Genomic DNA, 18,312 nt, shown 5'->3' with positions numbered 1-18,312 from the left:
GTAATTTCTTTTCAAAAACATCCTTATTTTTTTACAACTTCATGTCCACCGAACTGATTACGTAGTGCTGAAACTACTTTTCCATGGAATGTATCATCTTCCTGAGAACGATAGCGCATAAATAATGACATCGCGATTACTGGTGCCGCTGCTTGTAACTCAAGCGCAGTTTCAACAGTCCATTTCCCTTCTCCTGAAGAGTTCATTACACCTTTAATGCCATCAAGTTTAGGATCATCTGCAAATGCTTTTTCAGTTAAGTCCATTAACCAACCGCGGATTACTGATCCGTTCGCCCATACTTTTGCAACATCTTCATAATTGAAATCAAAGTCACTCTTATCTAGTACTTCAAATCCTTCAGCAATTGCTTGCATCATGCCGTATTCAATACCGTTATGAACCATTTTTAAGAAATGACCACTACCAACGCGGCCAGCATAAGAATAGCCATTTTCTACTGCTAAATCTTTAAATAAAGGTTCTAATTGGTCGTAAATTTCTTTTTCTCCACCAACCATTAAACAAGCACCGTATCTAGCTCCTTCTACACCGCCAGATGTACCGATATCTACATAATGTAATCCGAAGCTTTTTGCTTCTTCAGCACGGCGTAACGTATCTTTATAGAATGAATTTCCACCTTCAATAACGATATCACCTTCATCTAATAACGGATACACATCTTTTAATACTGACTCTACAACTTCTCCTGCAGGCACCATTACCCAGATCGTACGAGGAGCTTCTAATTCAGCGATCATTTCTTTTAATGTATGACGTGCAGTAATTCCTAGTTTTCCTGCCTTTTCTACAAGCTCTTTATTTACATCGTATACAACTACTTCATGCTTGTCTTCATGTAAGTGTTCAGCTAATGGGAATCCCATTTTTCCTAATCCAATTAATCCTAGTTTCATATTAATCAATCTCCTATTCTATACAAATATATTTAATATCGAAATTAGCCCAAGTGCTACTACAGATAATATAGTCTCCATTGCAGTCCATGTTAATAATGTTTCTTTCACAGTCATTCCGAAATACTCTTTAATCATCCAAAATCCTGAATCATTCACGTGTGATAAAATTAATGACCCTGCACCAGTTGCAAGTGCTAATAATTCAACATTTACACCTGGTGTGCTTGCTGCAATCGGCGCAACAATACCAGCTGCTGTCATCATAGAAACAGTTGCCGATCCAGTTGCAATTCGGATTAGTGCCGCAATTCCCCACCCTAATAATATCGGTGAAATATGTGATTCTTTCGCCATATCTGCAATTGTCGTTCCAATTCCAGAATCTAATAATACTTTATTAAATGCGCCGCCTGCACCAATCACTAACAATATGTTTGCAATAGGTCCAAGGCAATCATTTGTAAATTGTAACACTTTATCTTTTGAGAAACCTTTTGCATATCCAAGACTAAAGAAAGAGTAAATGGTTGCAATTAATAAAGCCACAATCGGATCTCCAATAAAGTGTAATACTTGTGCTAGTTGACTCGTTTTATTTAATGCAACTTCTGCTATTGATGCACCAAGCATAAGAAATACTGGAAGTAAAATTGTAAACAATGTATTCCAAAAGCTAGGAAGCTCTTTTTTATTATCTTTTTCAACAAATTGCTCCGCTATATCTAATGGTACTTCCTTATGTATACGAGCACCAATCCATTTCCCGTAAAGTGGACCTGAAATAATTGCAGTTGGAAGTCCGACAATTAACGCATATAAAATTGTCTTCCCTACATCTGCTTTAAAAATACCAACTGCCGCCATTGCCGCTGGATGCGGTGGAACAAGTCCGTGTACGACTGACAGTCCTGCTACTAGCGGAATACCAATTGTAATAAGTGATACCCCAGTTTCTAACGCAATTGTAAATACTAACGGAATTAATAGTACAAATCCAACTTGGAAAAATACCGGAATCCCTACTAAAAATGCAACGAACATCATCGCCCAGTGAACTCGTTTCTTCCCAAAACGATTAATTAATGTGTTAGCGATACGTTCAGCACCACCAGATTCGGCCATCATTTTTCCAAGCATCGTTCCTAGTGCTAAAACTATCGCTAAAAACCCTAACGTATTACCAAGCCCTAGTTTAATAGAATCAATAATCCCTGGATCTTTTGGTGAAGTTCCAATTAAAGGCATTCCCATTGCTAATCCTACACCAATTGCTGTTAAAATTAATGCGACAAATGGATGCCATTTTACTACCGTAATAAGTAAAAGTAGTATGACAACTGCCGCTAGTACGATCCCAACTACCATTTCTCCCAATCCCCCTATTGTTTACGTTGGAAAGCAGCTATACAATCAAATTCTTCTTTCAAGCGATTGTAAAGTCGTTCATACATATAAAACATTTCTAAATATATAGCCGTATTTTCTTTATTCGGTACATGGTGATGGACAATATCAATCCAATCCTTTACCTCTTCAAGAGAATCAATTTTTCCTACAGCATATAAAGCAACTGCCGCTGCCCCAAGCGCAGATGCTTCATGACTTTCAGGTACAAGCAATTCTTTTCCCATCATATCGGACAACATTTGTCTCCAAAATGCAGATTTTGCAAACCCTCCTGAAACTCGTATTTCAGTAAGTGGCCCTGTACAATCCCTGATTGCGAGTGCTACTGAATATACACTCATACAAACACCTTCCATCACTGCACGTATAAAATGTTCTCGCTTATGTTGAAGATTGATTCCAAAGAATGTACCACGAGCATTTGCATTCCAGTAAGGTGCGCGTTCTCCAGATAAGAAAGGTAAGAACAATAGCCCATCCGCTCCAGCTGGTACGCTTTCTGCATATTTAATTAATAAATCATAAGGATCAATGCCGAGCTTTCTTGCTACTTCTTGCTCTGGACTACCAAATTCATCACGTAACCATCTCAGTAATATTCCGCCGTTATTCGTTGGACCACCGATTACCCAGTGCTCATCTGTTAATGCGTAACAAAACGTTCTCCCTTTCTCATCTGTATTTATATTTGATGAGATTGTTCGAACCGCACCACTCGTTCCAATCGTAATTGCAGCCGCACCCGGTGATATCGCACCAACTCCTACATTTGCAAGAACCCCATCACTTGCTCCGATGACAATTGGTGTTTCTGCACTTATCCCCATCTTCTGTGCTAATTCTGGCTTCATACCTGATAAAATATATGTAGTTGGTACAGGGGTTGATAATTGTTCTGGTGACATATGTAACATAGTTAAAACATCTTCATCCCAGTTTAATGTTTCTAAATTAAATAACCCCGTAGCAGAAGCAATCGAATAATCAACTACGTAGCGTGAAAATAATTGGTAAATCACATACTCTTTAATGGAAATGAATTTATAGGCACTTGTATATAACTCTGGTTCCTCTTCTTTCATCCATAACAATTTAGAAAGTGGTGACATTGGATGAATCGGTGTACCTGTACGTCTATAAATCTCATGCCCATTCATTTGTTGTAATAATTTTTCTGATTGCTTCGTACTTCGATTATCTGCCCAAATGATAGAACGCGTTAATGGCGCACCATTTTCATCTACTGCAATTAATGCGTGCATAGCTGTACTAATACCGATTGAAGAAATATCTTCTGGTAATACATTACCTTTTTCAATGGCAACGCTTACACTTTTGTATACAGCGGCACATATTACATCAGGATCTTGCTCAGCCCATCCTACATTCGGTTGAATAATTGGGTAATCGATTGCATGTGATGCAATGACTTTTCCTTTTTCTGTGAACACAACCGTTTTTGTACTTGTGGTACCGATATCAATCCCGATTACTCTCCCCCTTGTTTCCATGCGAATCTTCCCTTCATTTCTAGCAAAATACGATTTAGTAAACCGTTTACATGAATTAGTATATAAAATATTTTTTCGTTTATCAAGTTATAAAAAGAAAATTTTTTTCATATCAAAAAATAAATCCCCTCATTCCATTTCACTTATATACTAAATTTAGCTTTTCCATGCGGTAAAATTACGTTATATTCGTTACGCAATACACTCTTTTCTCTCATTAACAACACATACATAGTCCTCCATACGTTCTACTTATTTGCTTGAAGAAAGAGTTGAAAAGCAATATTTATTTTTAGCGGTCACGTAACATCACCATCAAACCAAGAAAAGTAACTAACCGCAGAATGAGAATTCTGTGCATTTTACTCTTATTTATTGTTTTAGGTTCACTAGTCTTTTATCTTGATAAACATAGAGCGTGACCCCCTATTATCACTTTTTTATCTTGTAAATATATCTTGCATACTATAAAATCGAAAAGTATTTTTATTTTTCAGAAAAATAAAAACAATAACACGAAATTTATTGTATAATGTTGTAAAAAGATGTCGGAGGGATTTAATGTTAAATAAAATATCTCAATTCACAATTAAGCTTTCATCAATTCTTTTATCACTCTTACTATTATTAAATTTACCTTATTTATTTATTACTCAACAAGGATTTACCTTTCAACCAATTTATTTTTTTAATCAGACCGTTACTATGTTAAAACAGGTTTTTTCCCCTGAATCATTAGTGATTATAGGATCAGACCCGAAGTTTGGCCATTTCAAAAAAACACCATTATTTCCAACTGTTTTAGAACCTTACCTATATTCATTTACTATATTATTTTTAGCCTTTTTTCTTGCTCTCTTTTTATCATCTAGCATGGCATTTTTTTATTTTTTAGCAAAAGATTATATAAAAAAATGGATAAACCGAATTGTGTTCATATTAGAAGCTGTCCCTGATATGATGATGATGATTTGTTTGCAAATTTTTTTCATATGGGTACTTCAGAAATTTGGGGAATCTCCTGTCACTATTATTTCCTTTAATGAAAATCGAGCTTATTTACTCCCTATTTTATCATTAGCTGTCTTACCTACATTACAAATGTTTCGGATGATGGTGTTATACATAAAAGAAGAGCAAGGAAAACATTACGTAGAGGTTGCATATGGAAAAGGCCTTTCATCAAGTTATATACTATGCATTCATTTATTCAAAAATATATCTATCCACTTCTTCCACCATTTAAAAACGATTTTTGTTTTCTTACTTTCTAATTTATTCATTTTAGAATTTGTTTTTAATATGGAAGGCATTATTCAATTTTTATTTAATAAGGCGTTTGTTTCACCTCCAGCTGCATTTATCATACTTGTTATGATTATTTTACCATTTTATGCTATTTTCCAAATAGTCTCATTCATGATGAATAGATGGAAAAAGCAATTGAAAGGAGTATCATTATGAAATCTATTTGGAAATCAAAACGCTTTTTAATCGGCTTTACTTATCTATTCATACTTATTTCAGCTAGTTTTATTTATAGTTGGTTCTTTAAAGATAACATCCCAAAACCTCCTCAGTTACTTTACAATGACAATAACGAATTACTTGGAAAGGCCCCCTTTCCGCCATCGTTAATTCCACCTTTTGGATCTGATCGTTTTGGAGAGTCTGTTTTCTTACAAATTGTAGAAGGAGCAAAATTCACTATTTTATTAGCCATGGCAATTAGCTTCTTTCGAATTTTATGCGGAACATGTATAGGAATCCTCTTAAGTTTATTTGCTCCAAAACTCAAAAGATTTTTCCAGTCATGCTCAGAAGTTTTTTATTATATTCCAACTCTATTTATCGCATTCATACTCATCACGCCCGTTAATATTATAATCACATCAAATGCTGATGGGGTAGATCCAAATATTTCATTTACGTTTTATCAAGTACTCGTACTTATTTTCGTCGCTCTGCCTACACTTTCTTTATACATATCCTCAGAGGTTGATGAATTTATGAAACAAGATTACATCTTAAGTTCACAATTACTGGGGGCTAGTCGTTTTCATATTATTAAAAAACACTTACGAGTCTTATTACTTGACCGCTTATTTGTATTATTTATGGAACATATCGTCCAAACACTCATACTCGTTATCCATTTAGCGCTGCTTAACATTGTAATTGGCGGCATACAAATGCGTGAACTCTATGACGGAGTGCTCAAACCTGTTTCTCTATCTAATGATTGGGCAGGTCTTATTGGATTAAATCGTAATGAAATGAATCTTTCATGGTGGATTATTTTTTATACTCTCGCTTCATTCTTTATTACGATTCTATTTATTAAGCTTATGACCATCGGGATTCAAGATGCACTGAAAGCAAGAGATTCGCAAATTGTAGCAATTCAAAACGTTCCAGATCATAAAAAATTTGTTAAACATAAAGATTCCTTTTCGTTTGCCAATAAAGTAAACCTTTAATCATTTCTCATTAATCAAGTATTAATTGGCATCGATATTAGTAGAAAATAAAGAAGATGATCCCTATTAAATACAGGGATCATCTTCTTATGCTGTCTAGCTTTTTTACATGTCCTTTGCTAGACTCATGCTTTTTATATTTAAAGTGAATTATTTGCAATCACAATTATGTTTTTTAAAATCAATTACCATACGCCCTTGAATTCTACCTTGTTCCATTTCTTCGAATACATTTTGTACTTTATCTAGAGAACAAGTTTGAACAACTGGCACTACTTTTCCTTCTGCCCCGAACATAAACGCCTCTTCCAAATCTTTACGAGTACCAACTAGAGAACCAACTACTTCAATTCCATCCAGTACAAGTCGTGGGATGTTTAAATCCATTGTTTCTACTGGTAGCCCTACTGCAACTACTTTACCGCAAGCACGTACTGCATCAACTGCTGAGTTAAAGGCTACTTTAGAGACTGCTGTTACTACCGCAGCATAAGCGCCACCAAACTCCTCTTGCACAATTTTATCAGCAGGACCTTGAGAAATTGGATTGATAGTCATATCAGCACCAACTTCTTTCGCTAAGGCTAATTTGTCGTCATTAATGTCTACTGCGATTACCTTTGCACCAAATACATTTTTAGCATATTGGATAGCTAAGTTACCTAATCCACCGCAGCCATAGATTACAATAGGTTGACTAGGTTTAATATCTGATACTTTAATAGCTTTATATGTAGTTACACCAGCACAAGTAATTGATGATGCTTGAGCAGGATCTAATCCTTCTGGTACTTTTACCGCATAATCAGCTGTAACGATACATTGTTCAGCCATACCACCATCCACTGAATAACCAGCGTTTTTAACTTCACGGCAAAATGTTTCTCTACCAGTTACGCAATATTCACAACGTCCACAAGATTGGAACATCCATGCAATACTTACACGGTCACCTATCTTTAGTGAAGTAACATCATCAGCTATTTTCGTAACAATACCTACACCCTCATGACCAAGAATACGGCCATCAGTGTTACCAAAATCATGATTCGCAACGTGTAAATCAGTGTGGCACACTCCACAATACTCTACATCTACTAACGCTTCACCTGAGTGTAACGGACGTAATTCTTTTTCAATCACTTCGATGTTTGCTTTGCTGTTTTTATTAACCACTACTGCTTTCATATGTGATCTCCCCTTTAGTGTTTTAGCATTTTAATGAGTTTATCTCACAACTACTTTCTTCACTACTTTGGCTAGTTATTGTACCAAATTTAAGTGTTCAATCATCATTACATCTTCATCATAACATGACACTTCATAAACAATTTGTGAAATTATGAACAATATTTGAATTATTACATAAATCGGTCTTTATTTTAAATTTTTAAAAATGAGAGTTTATCACTGACTATAAGTAAGTCATACATTTCTAAAAGAAAATAAAGTAACAAACTTCTCATCGATAAAAAAGCTCTTCACTCAATATTTTCTATATGTAAACACTTAGTTTCACAGTAATAGCCTTTGCCACCAACATAAACTTTTTCTATTTTATTCTTGCTATTGGTTGCTAATTTAACTAATATTTCAGAAGGCGAGTGTAAAGAATAACCTTGTTCAAATACATAGACTTCTTTTTGCAAATAGTGCTGTTCATAAAGATAGCAAGCTAATGCACCGTTTGAAGTTCCAGTCGCTGCTTCTTCATTAATGTCGTATAGTGGAGCAAAATTTCTGCATATAATTCGATTGTCATTAAAAGTATATAAATGCATCCCGACAACATTATAATACTTGCTGATTTCTTTAATTTTTTCAAAATTAGGTTGCAGTGCATGTAATTGTATTTCGCTTTTTATAGGAATTAAAATATCTTTTAAGCCCGTGGAGACAATTTGAATTGGGTATTTATTGTCTATATCTTTACTATCAAAACAGTCGGTGAACTCATTTGGAGATACAACATCATAGAATATCGGTTTATTTTGTTCCATGAATATGATGTCATCTGTTATGGTAATAGTAAGAACACCGCTGTTCGTTTCAATCGTATAGCGATTCCTGAAAAGTTTATTTAAATGCATCAGTATCGCGAAAGAGCCAATTGTGGCATGACCACATAAATCAACTTCTTCTTTTGGAGTAAAATACTCAAATTTATAATCAGCAATTTCAGATTCTGATATAAATGCGGTTTCCGCATAACCCAGTTGTTTGGCTATTTCCATTTTTTGAGTAGTGGTCAATGTATTTGTATTCTCAATAAATACCACTCCTGCTTTATTTCCGCCTTTATGCTCCTTGCTAAATGCACTTGCAACATAAACAGATATTTTCATAAGACATCTTCCTCACTTATAGTAAATTATAGTATAGAAAGCACTACATATAAATTCCATTGGATAAATTATCCCTAAAATAAGAAACAAACTATTTTTAGCATTTGAACTCTCCAAAAATAGTTTGTCTACAGTCTGAAAGCTCTTCATTTGAAGAGCTTTTTTTATATTCGCTTCATCGAAATCGTTTCACGTATACTTTGTAAATTTTTTAGAGTTTCCTCTTGTCGCTGCAACGACAACCCTACATACAAAGTATCTAATAAGCTTAACTGTGCTAATCGTGATGAACTTGCTTCTGTGCGGAATTCAGTCTCACGTGTTGATGTATATAACGTTATATCAGCAAGTTGACTTAATGCTGATTTCTTATAGCTCGTAATCGCAATAATTTTGGCCCCTCTTGCTTTCGCTACTTCTAACGCTTCAAGTAATCCTTTATTGCTACCAGAATGAGAAATACCAATAACAACTGAATTTTCCGAGAGTAAACCTGCTCCCATAATTTGAAAATGCGAATCAGTATGAGCGATACAAGAAATACCCGTTCTCATAAACTTATGATACGCATCCATTGCAATAATACCAGAGCCACCATTTCCATAAAACTCAATTCGACTTGCTTCTTGTAAGGCTCGTACAGCCTGCTCAAGTGCCGTTTCATTAAGCAAATGTAAAGTATCTTGCAGTCCTGTAATATGCGAATGAAAAACTTTTTTAGCAACAGTTACCATACTATCTTCTGCTGATACCTCTTCATGGATATTTTGCATCGGTGTATGTACAATTTCACGAGCTAATGTAATCTTTAAATCTTGAAAACCTTGCAAACCAAGGTTTTTACATAAGCGGAATATCGTAGCTTCGGAACTATTCGTAACTTCAGCTAATTCTGTAATAGATTTATGTACAACATCTTGTGGATGTTTCAAAATATGTTCAGCAATACTTCGCAATTTCGGTGATAAACCATTTAACGAAGCCTGAATCTTTCCAATCCCACTTCTTGTACCAGGCATAGCATATCCTCCCCTTCCATCGTAGCTTTATCCTGTAAAAACCGATTAGTTAAACTAATCATCAGTGGGGATGGTCCCCCACTGATTAGAGTTTCACTTTATTGTACCTAATTATCGAAAGAAGAAAAACCTATATTAGGGATTACTATAAATTTTAATTGCTCCTATGTATTCTGTCATACGATATAACAGAATTATTCATGCTTATGAATAATTCTCTCCATGTTTCACTGCGTATAATGCAGCTTGCGTACGATCATCCACTTCCAATTTAGCTAAAACGTTTGAAACGTGTGTTTTCACAGTTTGTTCTGTAATATGAAGTTCTGCTGCAATCTCCTTGTTGCTTCTTCCTTTCGCAATTTCGCGAAGTACCTCTTGCTCTCTTTTCGTTAACATTGAAAAAGGATTTTCTATTTCCTTCTTTACTGCGGTACGCCCCATTAATGCAGGTGTTACTTTCGGGTGAAAATTCGCATTTCCTTGATGTACTGCAATAATAGAAGCGACAAGTTGCTCAGGTTGTACTTCTTTTAATTGATAACCATCTGCTCCAGCTTCAAGTGCTGGTATAACATAATCTTGCTCTGAAAAACTACTTAATATAAGTACCTTTATCGTCTCATCGTATTGCTTTAGACGTTTTGTTGCCTCAATTCCATCCATTTTCGGCATCGATACATCCATTAGCACGACATCCGGTCTTTCTTTTTGCACGAAATGTAATGCCTCTTCGCCATTTTCTGCTTCCCCAATAATTTCAAATTCTTCTCTCGTTTTCAAAAAGAATACAAGTCCTCTTCGAACGATATGATGATCCTCAACTAGTAGCAATTTAATCTTCAATCTTATTCTCCCCTTCAAATCGGCAATTGAATTTCTATTTTTGTACCCTTTCTCAGCTCTGTTATAATTTGAAACGACCCCTTCATTAACTGAATACGTTCCTTCATACTTTTCAGGCCAAGTGCTGACTCCCTTACTTGCTCGTGTATAAATCCTATTCCATTATCTTCTATGTAAAAATGTAACTGGTTATTTTCTATTTTCAAAAGAACATGTACCTTTTCACACGAAGCATGCTTTTTACAATTATGTAGCGCCTCTTGGCTAATACGCCATAAAACTTCTTCTATTTCATCCCCAATTGAAACCATCCCATCAATTCGAACTTCCACTTGAACTCCTAATAACTTCCCGTAATTTTGAATTGCTTCTGCTAACCCTTTCTCTAATCCTTCAGGTCTTAATTGCCAAATTAATAGAGTCATCTCTTGTAATGCTTCTTGTGATAATTCTCCAATATAACTTAACATCTCTTGCAATTCTCTATCTTGCGTCATATTCAGAGTACCTTTCGCTGTTAGCATAATAGAAAATAACAATTGTTTTACTGAATCATGTAAATCACGTGCAAGTCGATTTCTTTCCGCTACCACTACATATTTACGTTCTTTCTCAACTAACTGAATACGTTGTATTGTCGTTCCAATTTGAAATGCAATTGATTCTAATAACGCTAACTCTTCCTCTGAAAAATGAGTCTTATGAGGCGCAGCCACATTTAGTAGACCAAATTTTTCTGATCCAGACCTAAGCGGAATTGTCGCATGATGTGTAACATCTTCTGTCTCTCCCCAATTACATTCAATTGCATCTTCTATTCGCTTACATTCAATAATATTAGTCGCTTTTTCTAATCTCCCATTCACAAAACGTTCTACACACCAACAGTTTCCTTCACACATTGGCTTCTTCTCTTGCCACGTAAGAGCCTCTGGTAAATTTTCGTCTACAAGCATGCTGTGCTTTCCACTTTCATCAATAAAGAATATCCATCCTGTTTGTAAATTCATTACTTGTAACAATGTATGCAACACTTTTTCTAACATATCCTGTAAGTTTGTCGCTTCATTTAATAATTCAGCAATTTCTTTTAATGCTTCTAAACGATGCATCTCTTTTTCTTCAAAGTTCATTCTCATCACCAACTACAATTATAACATTAAGAAATTTCTAAATTCTATAAATAAAAAAAGAACCGAATTCCTTCAGCCCTTTCTTTATATCAATCATTTTATTATTGTTATTCCATCCAATGTTGGAATCAGAATTTTTGTTAACAAACGATTCTACTTTAGCTGTCCGATAAAGATTGTCCACCATGGATATGCTGTAAACTTTCAGTAGTAACAACCATATTCGCTGCTGGCATTTGCACTTGATTCTTATGAAACATAGACATTAATTCAAATCTTACTTGTCTAGATGTTTCAAAATAATCTTCTGGCTTTATTAAACCTGTAATACAAAATTCATAGCCAACATATTTCAAGTTAGGATTTAAGTCTGTAACACCGACGTATTTAAATGGTTCAATAGCGTCATCCTCTACTCTATAAAGAGTTTGATCCAATTTTTCATTGCATATAACACATACTTCTTCTAACAATTCCTTCACTCTTGTTGGATCTTCCTGATAACTTACCGTGATGCGTTCAATTACACGCATCCATCCTTTATTAAAATTTTGTATCGTTCTAATCTCTCCGTGCGGGATGGTAAGTAGTTTTCCTGACCATTCACGTATTTGCATAAAACGAATACTAATCTCTTCAATAGTTCCTGAATTTGTTCCGTTAAAAGTTACAAAATCACCAACTCGAAACTCTTTGTCCGCTAATCTTGCAAAGCCTAATATAACATCTTTTAGCATCTGTTGTGCTGCAAAACCGATGACAACTCCAGCTATCCCTGCACCTGCAATAATACTTTTTATATCTACAAATTGGCTAATTAAATATATGATAAGACTGATGATAATGATATATCTAAAAATAGATCGAATTACACTTTGAATCGTCTGCTCTACCTCTTCATCAAAAAAGCTTGATTTCCTAAAAAACCAATCAATAATACGGTTTATTACAAACGAAATAATGATTAAAACTAAAGCAAATAGTAAAAATCTTAAAAGTAAAAACTCTCTTACATAATTAAAAAATTCTTCCGTATACGTTAATAAACTCATCTAACCACTTCCTTACTAATTAAAAAATTCATAATCGCCTAAGCTTGTTCCAGAAAAATCTATTATCCTAATCTAAAATGCCACTACCCTTACTATGTATTTTGACTCTATTACTAATTCACCTTAAACAGTATGTCTAGCTGTTCTTTTTCCTTTCCCTTTAAATATACCCTTTTTAATAATCTAAAGGGAGCAAATCGTGAAATTTTTTAAACGTTAAAACTTTATTCATGTCATTACGATTTCAACTCATTTATTCATTAACTACGTAAAAAAAGAGCTGAATTTATCAGCTCTTTTATTCGATATTAATTGTTGTCTTACTGCTCTTTTCTTCTTTCAATTTTGGTAATTCAATTGTCAATACGCCATCTTTATAATTTGCTCTAACATTTTCTTCCTCAACTTGTTTAAAACTAAAGCGTCGAGTTACAGAACCTATAGAACGTTCTTTACGAATATATGTGCCATTCTCATTTTTTTCTTCTACTTCATTATGGTTAGTTGCTTGAATCGTTAATACATCTTGTTCAAAATCAACTTGAATGTTTTCTTTTTGAAAACCTGGTAAATCTGCTTTCACAGTATATTTATCAGATTGCTCATGAACATCTACTTTAAAAGTATCCATGTTCAGTGGCTTAAAGAAAGCATCTGTCATCCCTTCTAATAAAGAAGGCCCAAAATCAAAAATGCCATTTTGACGTTTTGTTATCTCTGGAAATAAATTACGCATATTTTTTCCTCCTTATTATTTATGAATGAAAGATTATCTCTTTCTGCCTTTATTATAACATTTGGTCAAAAAAGGTCAAAGTTTTTGTTTGACCTTTTTTGATGTATATTTTACCAAATAAAACAAATAAGTTATATGTCATCTCTCCCCTTATAAAGAGGAATATATCTACATAATAACGAATAGTTTATTTGCTCTTATTTTTTCTTACGGAGGTTACATACAATGGGATATATTGAAGAACTTAGAAAAGTTGTCGGATCAAGACCACTCAATCTAGCAGGAGTTGCTGTAGCTGTTTTCAATGAACAAGGACAAATAAAAGAGACCTTTTTTAAAGGCCTCTTTTTTCACTTCACTTCTGCATGTAAGCATGACTTAAAATGTCCAAGTGCATATTCATGCCCTTGTGCATTAAAAGATGCAACCGCCTTTTCATAAACAACAATTTTAAACCCTTTATTATAAGCATCTACTGCTGTATGAAGAACACAAATATCGGTACAAACACCTACAAGATGAACTTCTTCTATTCCTCTTTCTCTTAGCTTCATATCTAAATCCGTTCCAGCAAATGCACTATACCGTGTTTTATCCATATAATATACATTCTCTGCATTTTTATATATTTCGTACACATCTTGTAATTCACCAAACAAATCTCTTCCACTTGTACCAGCTATATTATGGGGCGGGAATAACTTTGATTCTGGATGATATACATCATTTTCTTCATGTTTATCAATAGCAAAGACAACGTAATCTCCATTTTCAATATATTGCTTCGTTATATGTACAATTTCCTTCTCAATTTCCTGTCCTGGTTTCCCGCAAGTTAAAGCCCCCTTTTCCGCTACAAAATCATATGTATAATCAATATTGATAAGAGCTCGTTTCATAACCACTATCTCTCCTTCTTCTGTTTCACAGTAAACAATAGAAAATTTGTTATTACGACATCGTATGTACTATTCGACATTTCAAATGAAATACCTACATTTTTCTTCTGAAACTTACCTTAGTCCGAGTTTATCATATAATAGATAAACAATGGTAAAACAAATAACTCCTATTAACAAGTCATGAATTTGATAATTGAGCGTTATTTGCATAAACTCTTGTATCGTAAACCAAATTACTGCCATCATTAGGCTAATCAAAATGATACGAATACACCAATTCACGTATTCAACCTCTTTCTCTGTCATAGTAGTAACAAGTGATTACTTCCTATTTAATCGTATTAGAAAATGAAATAAGTTATTCACTCTTGCACACTCTAGTCCAAACAAAAAAGCACACTACTTTTTGAGTAATGTACTTTTTATTCTTATTAAGACGCAGGTTTTGTCTCAAATGTTGCTTGATTAAAACTAATAACCTTTCCTTTCGGATCATTGTTTTCATACTGAACTGCAGTAATTGTATGACTACCTGTTTCCAGCGTTTTTTCTTTTAACTGCACTGTTGTCTGCGTTGTACTAGTTACTTGATGTTTATCTGTATACATTTGATCTACAAATACGAATGTTTCTTTATCACTTTGAAAATTAGAAAGTTCTAATTCAACTTGCTGAATTAACGTATCCTTTTTGATGAATACAGTCGGTATATTGCCGTTTTCAGAAGTACCATCTGGAGTAATAACTTTTACTTTCCCTTCTCCAATTGACATTGCTCCTTCAGGAAATACAACCATATTCTCATCACTTGCGTTTACAACTTGTTCTTCCTGTTTTGATTGCGCGTCCTCTTTTTCCTGTGGAGCACCGCAACCAACTAATAACAATACAGACAATCCAGTGATTATGAATTTTTTCAAAATTCATCCCCCCTGTAACTTCATTATAATTTATTATACAAAAATAACTTTTAAATTTTGAGACTACATTCAACACTTTCATGAACAAATAGAATCCTGCTCACGATTAATGTATCATACTTTCCTTAATAGAACATTAATTTTTTTTATGAAATAAATAGTAATTCCCTCTTATCTATCATTTTAGCCCAACATATGAATTACATACCCTCAAAAATAAAAAGACATTGTTAATTCAATGTCTTTTCTATACAGCAATTAAAAAACAAACGTTGTAATCTCATCTACTTCTTTTCTTGGAAGTTTCTTCGGTTTATCTTTCGGAAATCCGAGTGAAATAACCATATTTATTTGTTTTTCAGGCTCAATTTGTAAATATTGGCGCAGTTCATCTTGAGCTAGCAATACTGGCCCTGTCATTGGACAAGTACCAAGTCCCTTTGCATGTGCAGCTAACATTAAGTTTTGTGCCGCTAAACAGCTACTCTTAATGCCTTCTTCTTCCCAAACTGAATCTGGAACAAAAGCAATTGGATCAAATATCTTTTCACGGAACTTTGATTCATATGGTGTTGCCAAACATACGATTAATACTGGTGCCTCCGAGAAAGCTGTTGCATATGGTCCGAAAGAACGTGTAAGTAATTTCCCTGCTTTCTCTTCTCCATTTTCTGCTGCTTTTGCCGCAAGTTTATGTAATGCATCCCATGTCATTTGTTCAATTTCTTTAATCTTCTCTCGATTCATGATAACTAAGAATTCCCACGTTTGTGAATTCGTATCACTTGGTGCGTAACGAGCACAATCAATTATTTCTTTTATATCATTAGTAGATACTTCTTGATCTGTAAACTTTCTAACACTTCGTCTTCCGTGAATTACTTCTTTAAAATCTTCATAATTCATATATTAAATCCCCTTTTTACAGCGTTTTCAAAACTTGTCCTATGCTTGAATTATATCATGAAAAAAAGCTGGAAGAATACCAGCTTTTTTCTTCATGATTAATTTATCACTTTCAACAAACGAATCCTCTCTTCGTATGCAGCTTGTAGTTTTTTCGTAATTGTTCCTCTTTCACCAGCCCCGAACTGTTCATCACCAATTTGAACGACTGGGAATATTTCAAGTGGCGTCGCTGTAAAGAAGCACTCCTCAGCCTCATATACTTCTTGTAATGAAAACTCTCGCTCCTCTACATCGATATGTAACTCTTTCGCTAATGTAATTACATAGTGACGTGTAATACCATGTAAAATGAAATGATCCGCTGGATGTGTAATCAACTTATTATTCTTCACGATAAAGAAATTGGAATGACACCCTTCAGTCACAATACCATCTCGTACTAATATTGCTTCTTGATACCCTTGTTCATTTATTTTGTTTTTGATCATGATATTAGGAAGCAAATTTAAAGATTTTATATGGCAAAACTTCCACCTGATGTCCTCTTCTACTGTCACCTTAATCCCTGCCTCCATTGAAGCAACTGGTCTTGGGAACGAAACAAGATTTGCAAAATATGTCGGTTGTAAATCTGATTCATATAAATGATTGCGCGGTTGTGCACCTCTTGATATTTGTAAATATACATTCCCATCTTCTTGAAATTGATTTTTTTCAATCATTTGATATAACTCTTCTACTAATTCTTCCTTCGTAAATGGTGGAATTAGTTTTATTTCTGCCATAGAGTTAAAGAATCGTTCCAAATGTAAATCTAATAAATGAGGCTTGCCATCGTATAGTCTAAATACTTCATAAATCCCATCACCAAATTGGAAGCCTCGCTCTTCTAATGCTACCATCGGCTGTTCTTCTTTCGTATTAATCATTCTCCCATTAAACAAGATCCAATCTTTATGAATAGCTTTCATTCTTCCCCACTCCTTTATCACATGATTGATTTTATTGTACAACTTATGACACCCTGAAAGAAGGAATTTTCTGTATTTTTACAAACTAAAAATACATCACTTCGTAAAAGTGATGTATTTTATCATTTATTTAAGGAAATATTTTTCAATATCATCTAACATAAGGTTCGCAGCTTTAATACCGCCTGCTGTATTCCAAATTACCTCATCTACTTGGAATACTTTATTATTTTTAGAAGCCTGTAGTTGCTTAAAGAGTGGATCTTCTGTCCATTCCTTCGCTAACGAATTTCCTTCATTATTCTTATCTGCATCTTTATCAGACGTGAAATAGAATAAGTAGTCTCCGTCCATATTTGGAATCTGCTCTTTTGTAATTCCTTTTATCGCAAAATCATCTTTATCTTGTAATGGTGGTCGTTTAAATCCAATATCATTTAAAACAACGCCCGAGAATGAGTTTTTTTGATAAATACGAACATCACCTGGCACGAAACGAATAATAGAAACTTTAGAATTCAATTTATCGCCTAACTTCTCTTTCATTCCTTCAATGCGTTTTTTATAATCATCAAGAGCTTTTTGCCCTTCTTTTTCTTTATTTACAGCTTTTGTATAAAGTGTAAAGTTTTCTTTCCAATCACCGCGTAATGTTTCTGCATAAACAGTTGGTGCGATTTCTTTTAGCTGATCATATATTTTTTCATGACGCATTTTATTTCCGATAATTAAATCTGGCTTAAGCTTCATTACAGCCTCTAAATTAATATCACGTTCAGTTCCTACAACTTCCGTGTTTTTTAACTCTTTCGCTAAATGAGGATACCATTCATCACCAGCACGTGGTTTCGTAGTCCCCACTGGCGTTACGCCCACAGCTAGGAGAGCCTCTGCGCCTTCATTTGTTAAAACAACAACTTTTTTAGGTGTACCATTTACTGTCGTTTCACCCATTGCATGCTTTACCGTATATGAATCTTTTGCTTTCGCTGATATATTATTTTCTTTTTCCTCTTCTTTACCACATCCTGCAATTACAACCATGAGTATCATAATGCAGAACATAATTAGTTTTTTAGTATGTATCATATGTCCTCCCTAGATGAAATCGATTATCATTAACATTTAAAGATTAATGTATCTTACATACATTGTCAA

Annotated in this window: 18 protein-coding genes and 1 pseudogene; 3 read left to right on the top strand and 16 right to left on the bottom strand. The window is 34.2% G+C overall.

The window, feature by feature from the left end:
- Positions 1-23: 23 nt before the first annotated feature.
- The 3 genes from gnd to gntK are packed head-to-tail and all read right to left on the bottom strand — an operon-like array spanning position 24 to position 3,841.
- Positions 24-920 (bottom strand): phosphogluconate dehydrogenase (NAD(+)-dependent, decarboxylating), encoded by an 897-nt coding sequence (gene gnd / locus ACTFRU_RS22175; RefSeq protein WP_000765981.1) that lies wholly within the window; start codon positions 918-920, stop codon positions 24-26.
- Positions 921-938: 18 nt separating this feature from the next.
- The gene (locus tag ACTFRU_RS22170; protein ID WP_000260208.1) at positions 939-2,288 is read right to left on the bottom strand and encodes a GntP family permease; all 1,350 of its coding nucleotides are present in this window, start codon (positions 2,286-2,288) and stop codon (positions 939-941) included.
- Between the two features lie 14 nt (positions 2,289-2,302).
- Entirely contained in the window at positions 2,303-3,841 is a 1,539-nt protein-coding gene (gene gntK, locus ACTFRU_RS22165; RefSeq protein ID WP_000449999.1) for a gluconokinase, read from the bottom strand.
- A gap of 561 nt (positions 3,842-4,402) precedes the next feature.
- Between gntK and ACTFRU_RS22160 the strand changes: the two genes are divergently transcribed.
- Both ACTFRU_RS22160 and ACTFRU_RS22155 read left to right on the top strand, forming a co-directional pair.
- On the top strand, positions 4,403-5,305 hold the full coding sequence (locus ACTFRU_RS22160) for an ABC transporter permease subunit (protein ID WP_000932683.1): 903 nt from the start codon (positions 4,403-4,405) through the stop codon (positions 5,303-5,305).
- Positions 5,302-6,321, top strand: a complete 1,020-nt coding sequence (locus tag ACTFRU_RS22155) for an ABC transporter permease (RefSeq protein WP_000836565.1) — start codon at positions 5,302-5,304, stop codon at positions 6,319-6,321. Before ACTFRU_RS22160 ends, ACTFRU_RS22155 begins: the two co-directional genes overlap by 4 nt.
- Before the next feature lie 150 nt (positions 6,322-6,471).
- Here the strand turns inward: ACTFRU_RS22155 and adhP are convergent, their stop codons facing one another.
- The 7 genes from adhP to ACTFRU_RS22120 all read right to left on the bottom strand — a co-directional run bounded on the left by adhP (position 6,472) and on the right by ACTFRU_RS22120 (position 13,452).
- The gene (adhP, locus tag ACTFRU_RS22150; RefSeq protein WP_000649119.1) at positions 6,472-7,509 is read right to left on the bottom strand and encodes an alcohol dehydrogenase AdhP; all 1,038 of its coding nucleotides are present in this window, start codon (positions 7,507-7,509) and stop codon (positions 6,472-6,474) included.
- A 293-nt stretch (positions 7,510-7,802) separates the two neighbouring features.
- Entirely contained in the window at positions 7,803-8,666 is an 864-nt protein-coding gene (locus ACTFRU_RS22145) for a PhzF family phenazine biosynthesis protein (RefSeq protein WP_290102408.1), read from the bottom strand.
- Between the two features lie 164 nt (positions 8,667-8,830).
- On the bottom strand, positions 8,831-9,685 hold the full coding sequence (locus ACTFRU_RS22140; RefSeq protein ID WP_001119646.1) for a MurR/RpiR family transcriptional regulator: 855 nt from the start codon (positions 9,683-9,685) through the stop codon (positions 8,831-8,833).
- Between the two features lie 204 nt (positions 9,686-9,889).
- A complete protein-coding gene (gene casR, locus ACTFRU_RS22135) occupies positions 9,890-10,531 on the bottom strand; it encodes a two-component system response regulator CasR (protein ID WP_088362949.1) in 642 nt (213 codons plus the stop codon).
- A 14-nt stretch (positions 10,532-10,545) separates the two neighbouring features.
- Complete coding sequence (gene casK / locus ACTFRU_RS22130) at positions 10,546-11,643, bottom strand: two-component system sensor histidine kinase CasK (protein ID WP_440037884.1); 1,098 nt, start codon at positions 11,641-11,643, stop codon at positions 10,546-10,548.
- A gap of 179 nt (positions 11,644-11,822) precedes the next feature.
- A complete protein-coding gene (locus ACTFRU_RS22125) occupies positions 11,823-12,716 on the bottom strand; it encodes a mechanosensitive ion channel family protein (RefSeq protein ID WP_049107732.1) in 894 nt (297 codons plus the stop codon).
- A 298-nt stretch (positions 12,717-13,014) separates the two neighbouring features.
- Positions 13,015-13,452 (bottom strand): Hsp20/alpha crystallin family protein, encoded by a 438-nt coding sequence (locus ACTFRU_RS22120; protein ID WP_001245053.1) that lies wholly within the window; start codon positions 13,450-13,452, stop codon positions 13,015-13,017.
- Positions 13,453-13,677: 225 nt separating this feature from the next.
- Here ACTFRU_RS22120 and ACTFRU_RS22115 point away from each other — a divergent pair.
- A pseudogene (locus ACTFRU_RS22115) lies at positions 13,678-13,773 on the top strand (NUDIX hydrolase); the annotation flags it as partial.
- Between the two features lie 29 nt (positions 13,774-13,802).
- Here ACTFRU_RS22115 and ACTFRU_RS22110 read toward each other — a convergent pair.
- The 6 genes from ACTFRU_RS22110 to ACTFRU_RS22085 all read right to left on the bottom strand — a co-directional run bounded on the left by ACTFRU_RS22110 (position 13,803) and on the right by ACTFRU_RS22085 (position 18,243).
- Positions 13,803-14,351 carry a cysteine hydrolase family protein gene (locus ACTFRU_RS22110; RefSeq protein WP_061113273.1) on the bottom strand — a complete coding sequence of 183 codons (549 nt, stop codon included), beginning with the start codon at positions 14,349-14,351 and terminating at the stop codon, positions 13,803-13,805.
- Positions 14,352-14,465: 114 nt separating this feature from the next.
- Positions 14,466-14,660 carry a hypothetical protein gene (locus ACTFRU_RS22105; RefSeq protein WP_033686798.1) on the bottom strand — a complete coding sequence of 65 codons (195 nt, stop codon included), beginning with the start codon at positions 14,658-14,660 and terminating at the stop codon, positions 14,466-14,468.
- Between the two features lie 125 nt (positions 14,661-14,785).
- Positions 14,786-15,274, bottom strand: coding sequence for a hypothetical protein (locus ACTFRU_RS22100; protein WP_000713496.1), 489 nt, complete (start codon positions 15,272-15,274; stop codon positions 14,786-14,788).
- A 258-nt stretch (positions 15,275-15,532) separates the two neighbouring features.
- Entirely contained in the window at positions 15,533-16,180 is a 648-nt protein-coding gene (locus tag ACTFRU_RS22095) for a nitroreductase family protein (RefSeq protein WP_001105284.1), read from the bottom strand.
- A 98-nt stretch (positions 16,181-16,278) separates the two neighbouring features.
- Positions 16,279-17,154, bottom strand: a complete 876-nt coding sequence (gene dat, locus ACTFRU_RS22090) for a D-amino-acid transaminase (RefSeq protein ID WP_440037866.1) — start codon at positions 17,152-17,154, stop codon at positions 16,279-16,281.
- Between the two features lie 126 nt (positions 17,155-17,280).
- Positions 17,281-18,243 carry an ABC transporter substrate-binding protein gene (locus ACTFRU_RS22085; RefSeq protein ID WP_016122427.1) on the bottom strand — a complete coding sequence of 321 codons (963 nt, stop codon included), beginning with the start codon at positions 18,241-18,243 and terminating at the stop codon, positions 17,281-17,283.
- Positions 18,244-18,312: the final 69 nt, after the last annotated feature.

The organism is Bacillus cereus group sp. MYBK220-1 (assembly GCF_051916445.1).
GTDB classification, from domain to species: Bacteria; Bacillota; Bacilli; order Bacillales; family Bacillaceae_G; genus Bacillus_A; species Bacillus_A cereus.
This window is presented reverse-complemented; position numbering and strand designations above follow the sequence as displayed.

Excerpts from the sequence above, each read along its gene's own strand:
- gnd (WP_000765981.1), bottom strand. The coding sequence starts at position 920 with ATGAAACTAGGATTAATTGGATTAGGAAAAATGGGATTCCCATTAGCT.
- ACTFRU_RS22170 (WP_000260208.1), bottom strand. The coding sequence starts at position 2,288 with ATGGTAGTTGGGATCGTACTAGCGGCAGTTGTCATACTACTTTTACTT.
- gntK (WP_000449999.1), bottom strand. The coding sequence starts at position 3,841 with ATGGAAACAAGGGGGAGAGTAATCGGGATTGATATCGGTACCACAAGT.
- ACTFRU_RS22160 (WP_000932683.1), top strand. The coding sequence starts at position 4,403 with ATGTTAAATAAAATATCTCAATTCACAATTAAGCTTTCATCAATTCTT.
- ACTFRU_RS22155 (WP_000836565.1), top strand. The coding sequence starts at position 5,302 with ATGAAATCTATTTGGAAATCAAAACGCTTTTTAATCGGCTTTACTTAT.
- adhP (WP_000649119.1), bottom strand. The coding sequence starts at position 7,509 with ATGAAAGCAGTAGTGGTTAATAAAAACAGCAAAGCAAACATCGAAGTG.
- ACTFRU_RS22145 (WP_290102408.1), bottom strand. The coding sequence starts at position 8,666 with ATGAAAATATCTGTTTATGTTGCAAGTGCATTTAGCAAGGAGCATAAA.
- ACTFRU_RS22140 (WP_001119646.1), bottom strand. The coding sequence starts at position 9,685 with ATGCCTGGTACAAGAAGTGGGATTGGAAAGATTCAGGCTTCGTTAAAT.
- casK (WP_440037884.1), bottom strand. The coding sequence starts at position 11,643 with ATGCATCGTTTAGAAGCATTAAAAGAAATTGCTGAATTATTAAATGAA.
- ACTFRU_RS22125 (WP_049107732.1), bottom strand. The coding sequence starts at position 12,716 with ATGAGTTTATTAACGTATACGGAAGAATTTTTTAATTATGTAAGAGAG.
- ACTFRU_RS22120 (WP_001245053.1), bottom strand. The coding sequence starts at position 13,452 with ATGCGTAATTTATTTCCAGAGATAACAAAACGTCAAAATGGCATTTTT.
- ACTFRU_RS22110 (WP_061113273.1), bottom strand. The coding sequence starts at position 14,351 with ATGAAACGAGCTCTTATCAATATTGATTATACATATGATTTTGTAGCG.
- ACTFRU_RS22105 (WP_033686798.1), bottom strand. The coding sequence starts at position 14,660 with ATGACAGAGAAAGAGGTTGAATACGTGAATTGGTGTATTCGTATCATT.
- ACTFRU_RS22095 (WP_001105284.1), bottom strand. The coding sequence starts at position 16,180 with ATGAATTATGAAGATTTTAAAGAAGTAATTCACGGAAGACGAAGTGTT.
- dat (WP_440037866.1), bottom strand. The coding sequence starts at position 17,154 with ATGAAAGCTATTCATAAAGATTGGATCTTGTTTAATGGGAGAATGATT.
- ACTFRU_RS22085 (WP_016122427.1), bottom strand. The coding sequence starts at position 18,243 with ATGATACATACTAAAAAACTAATTATGTTCTGCATTATGATACTCATG.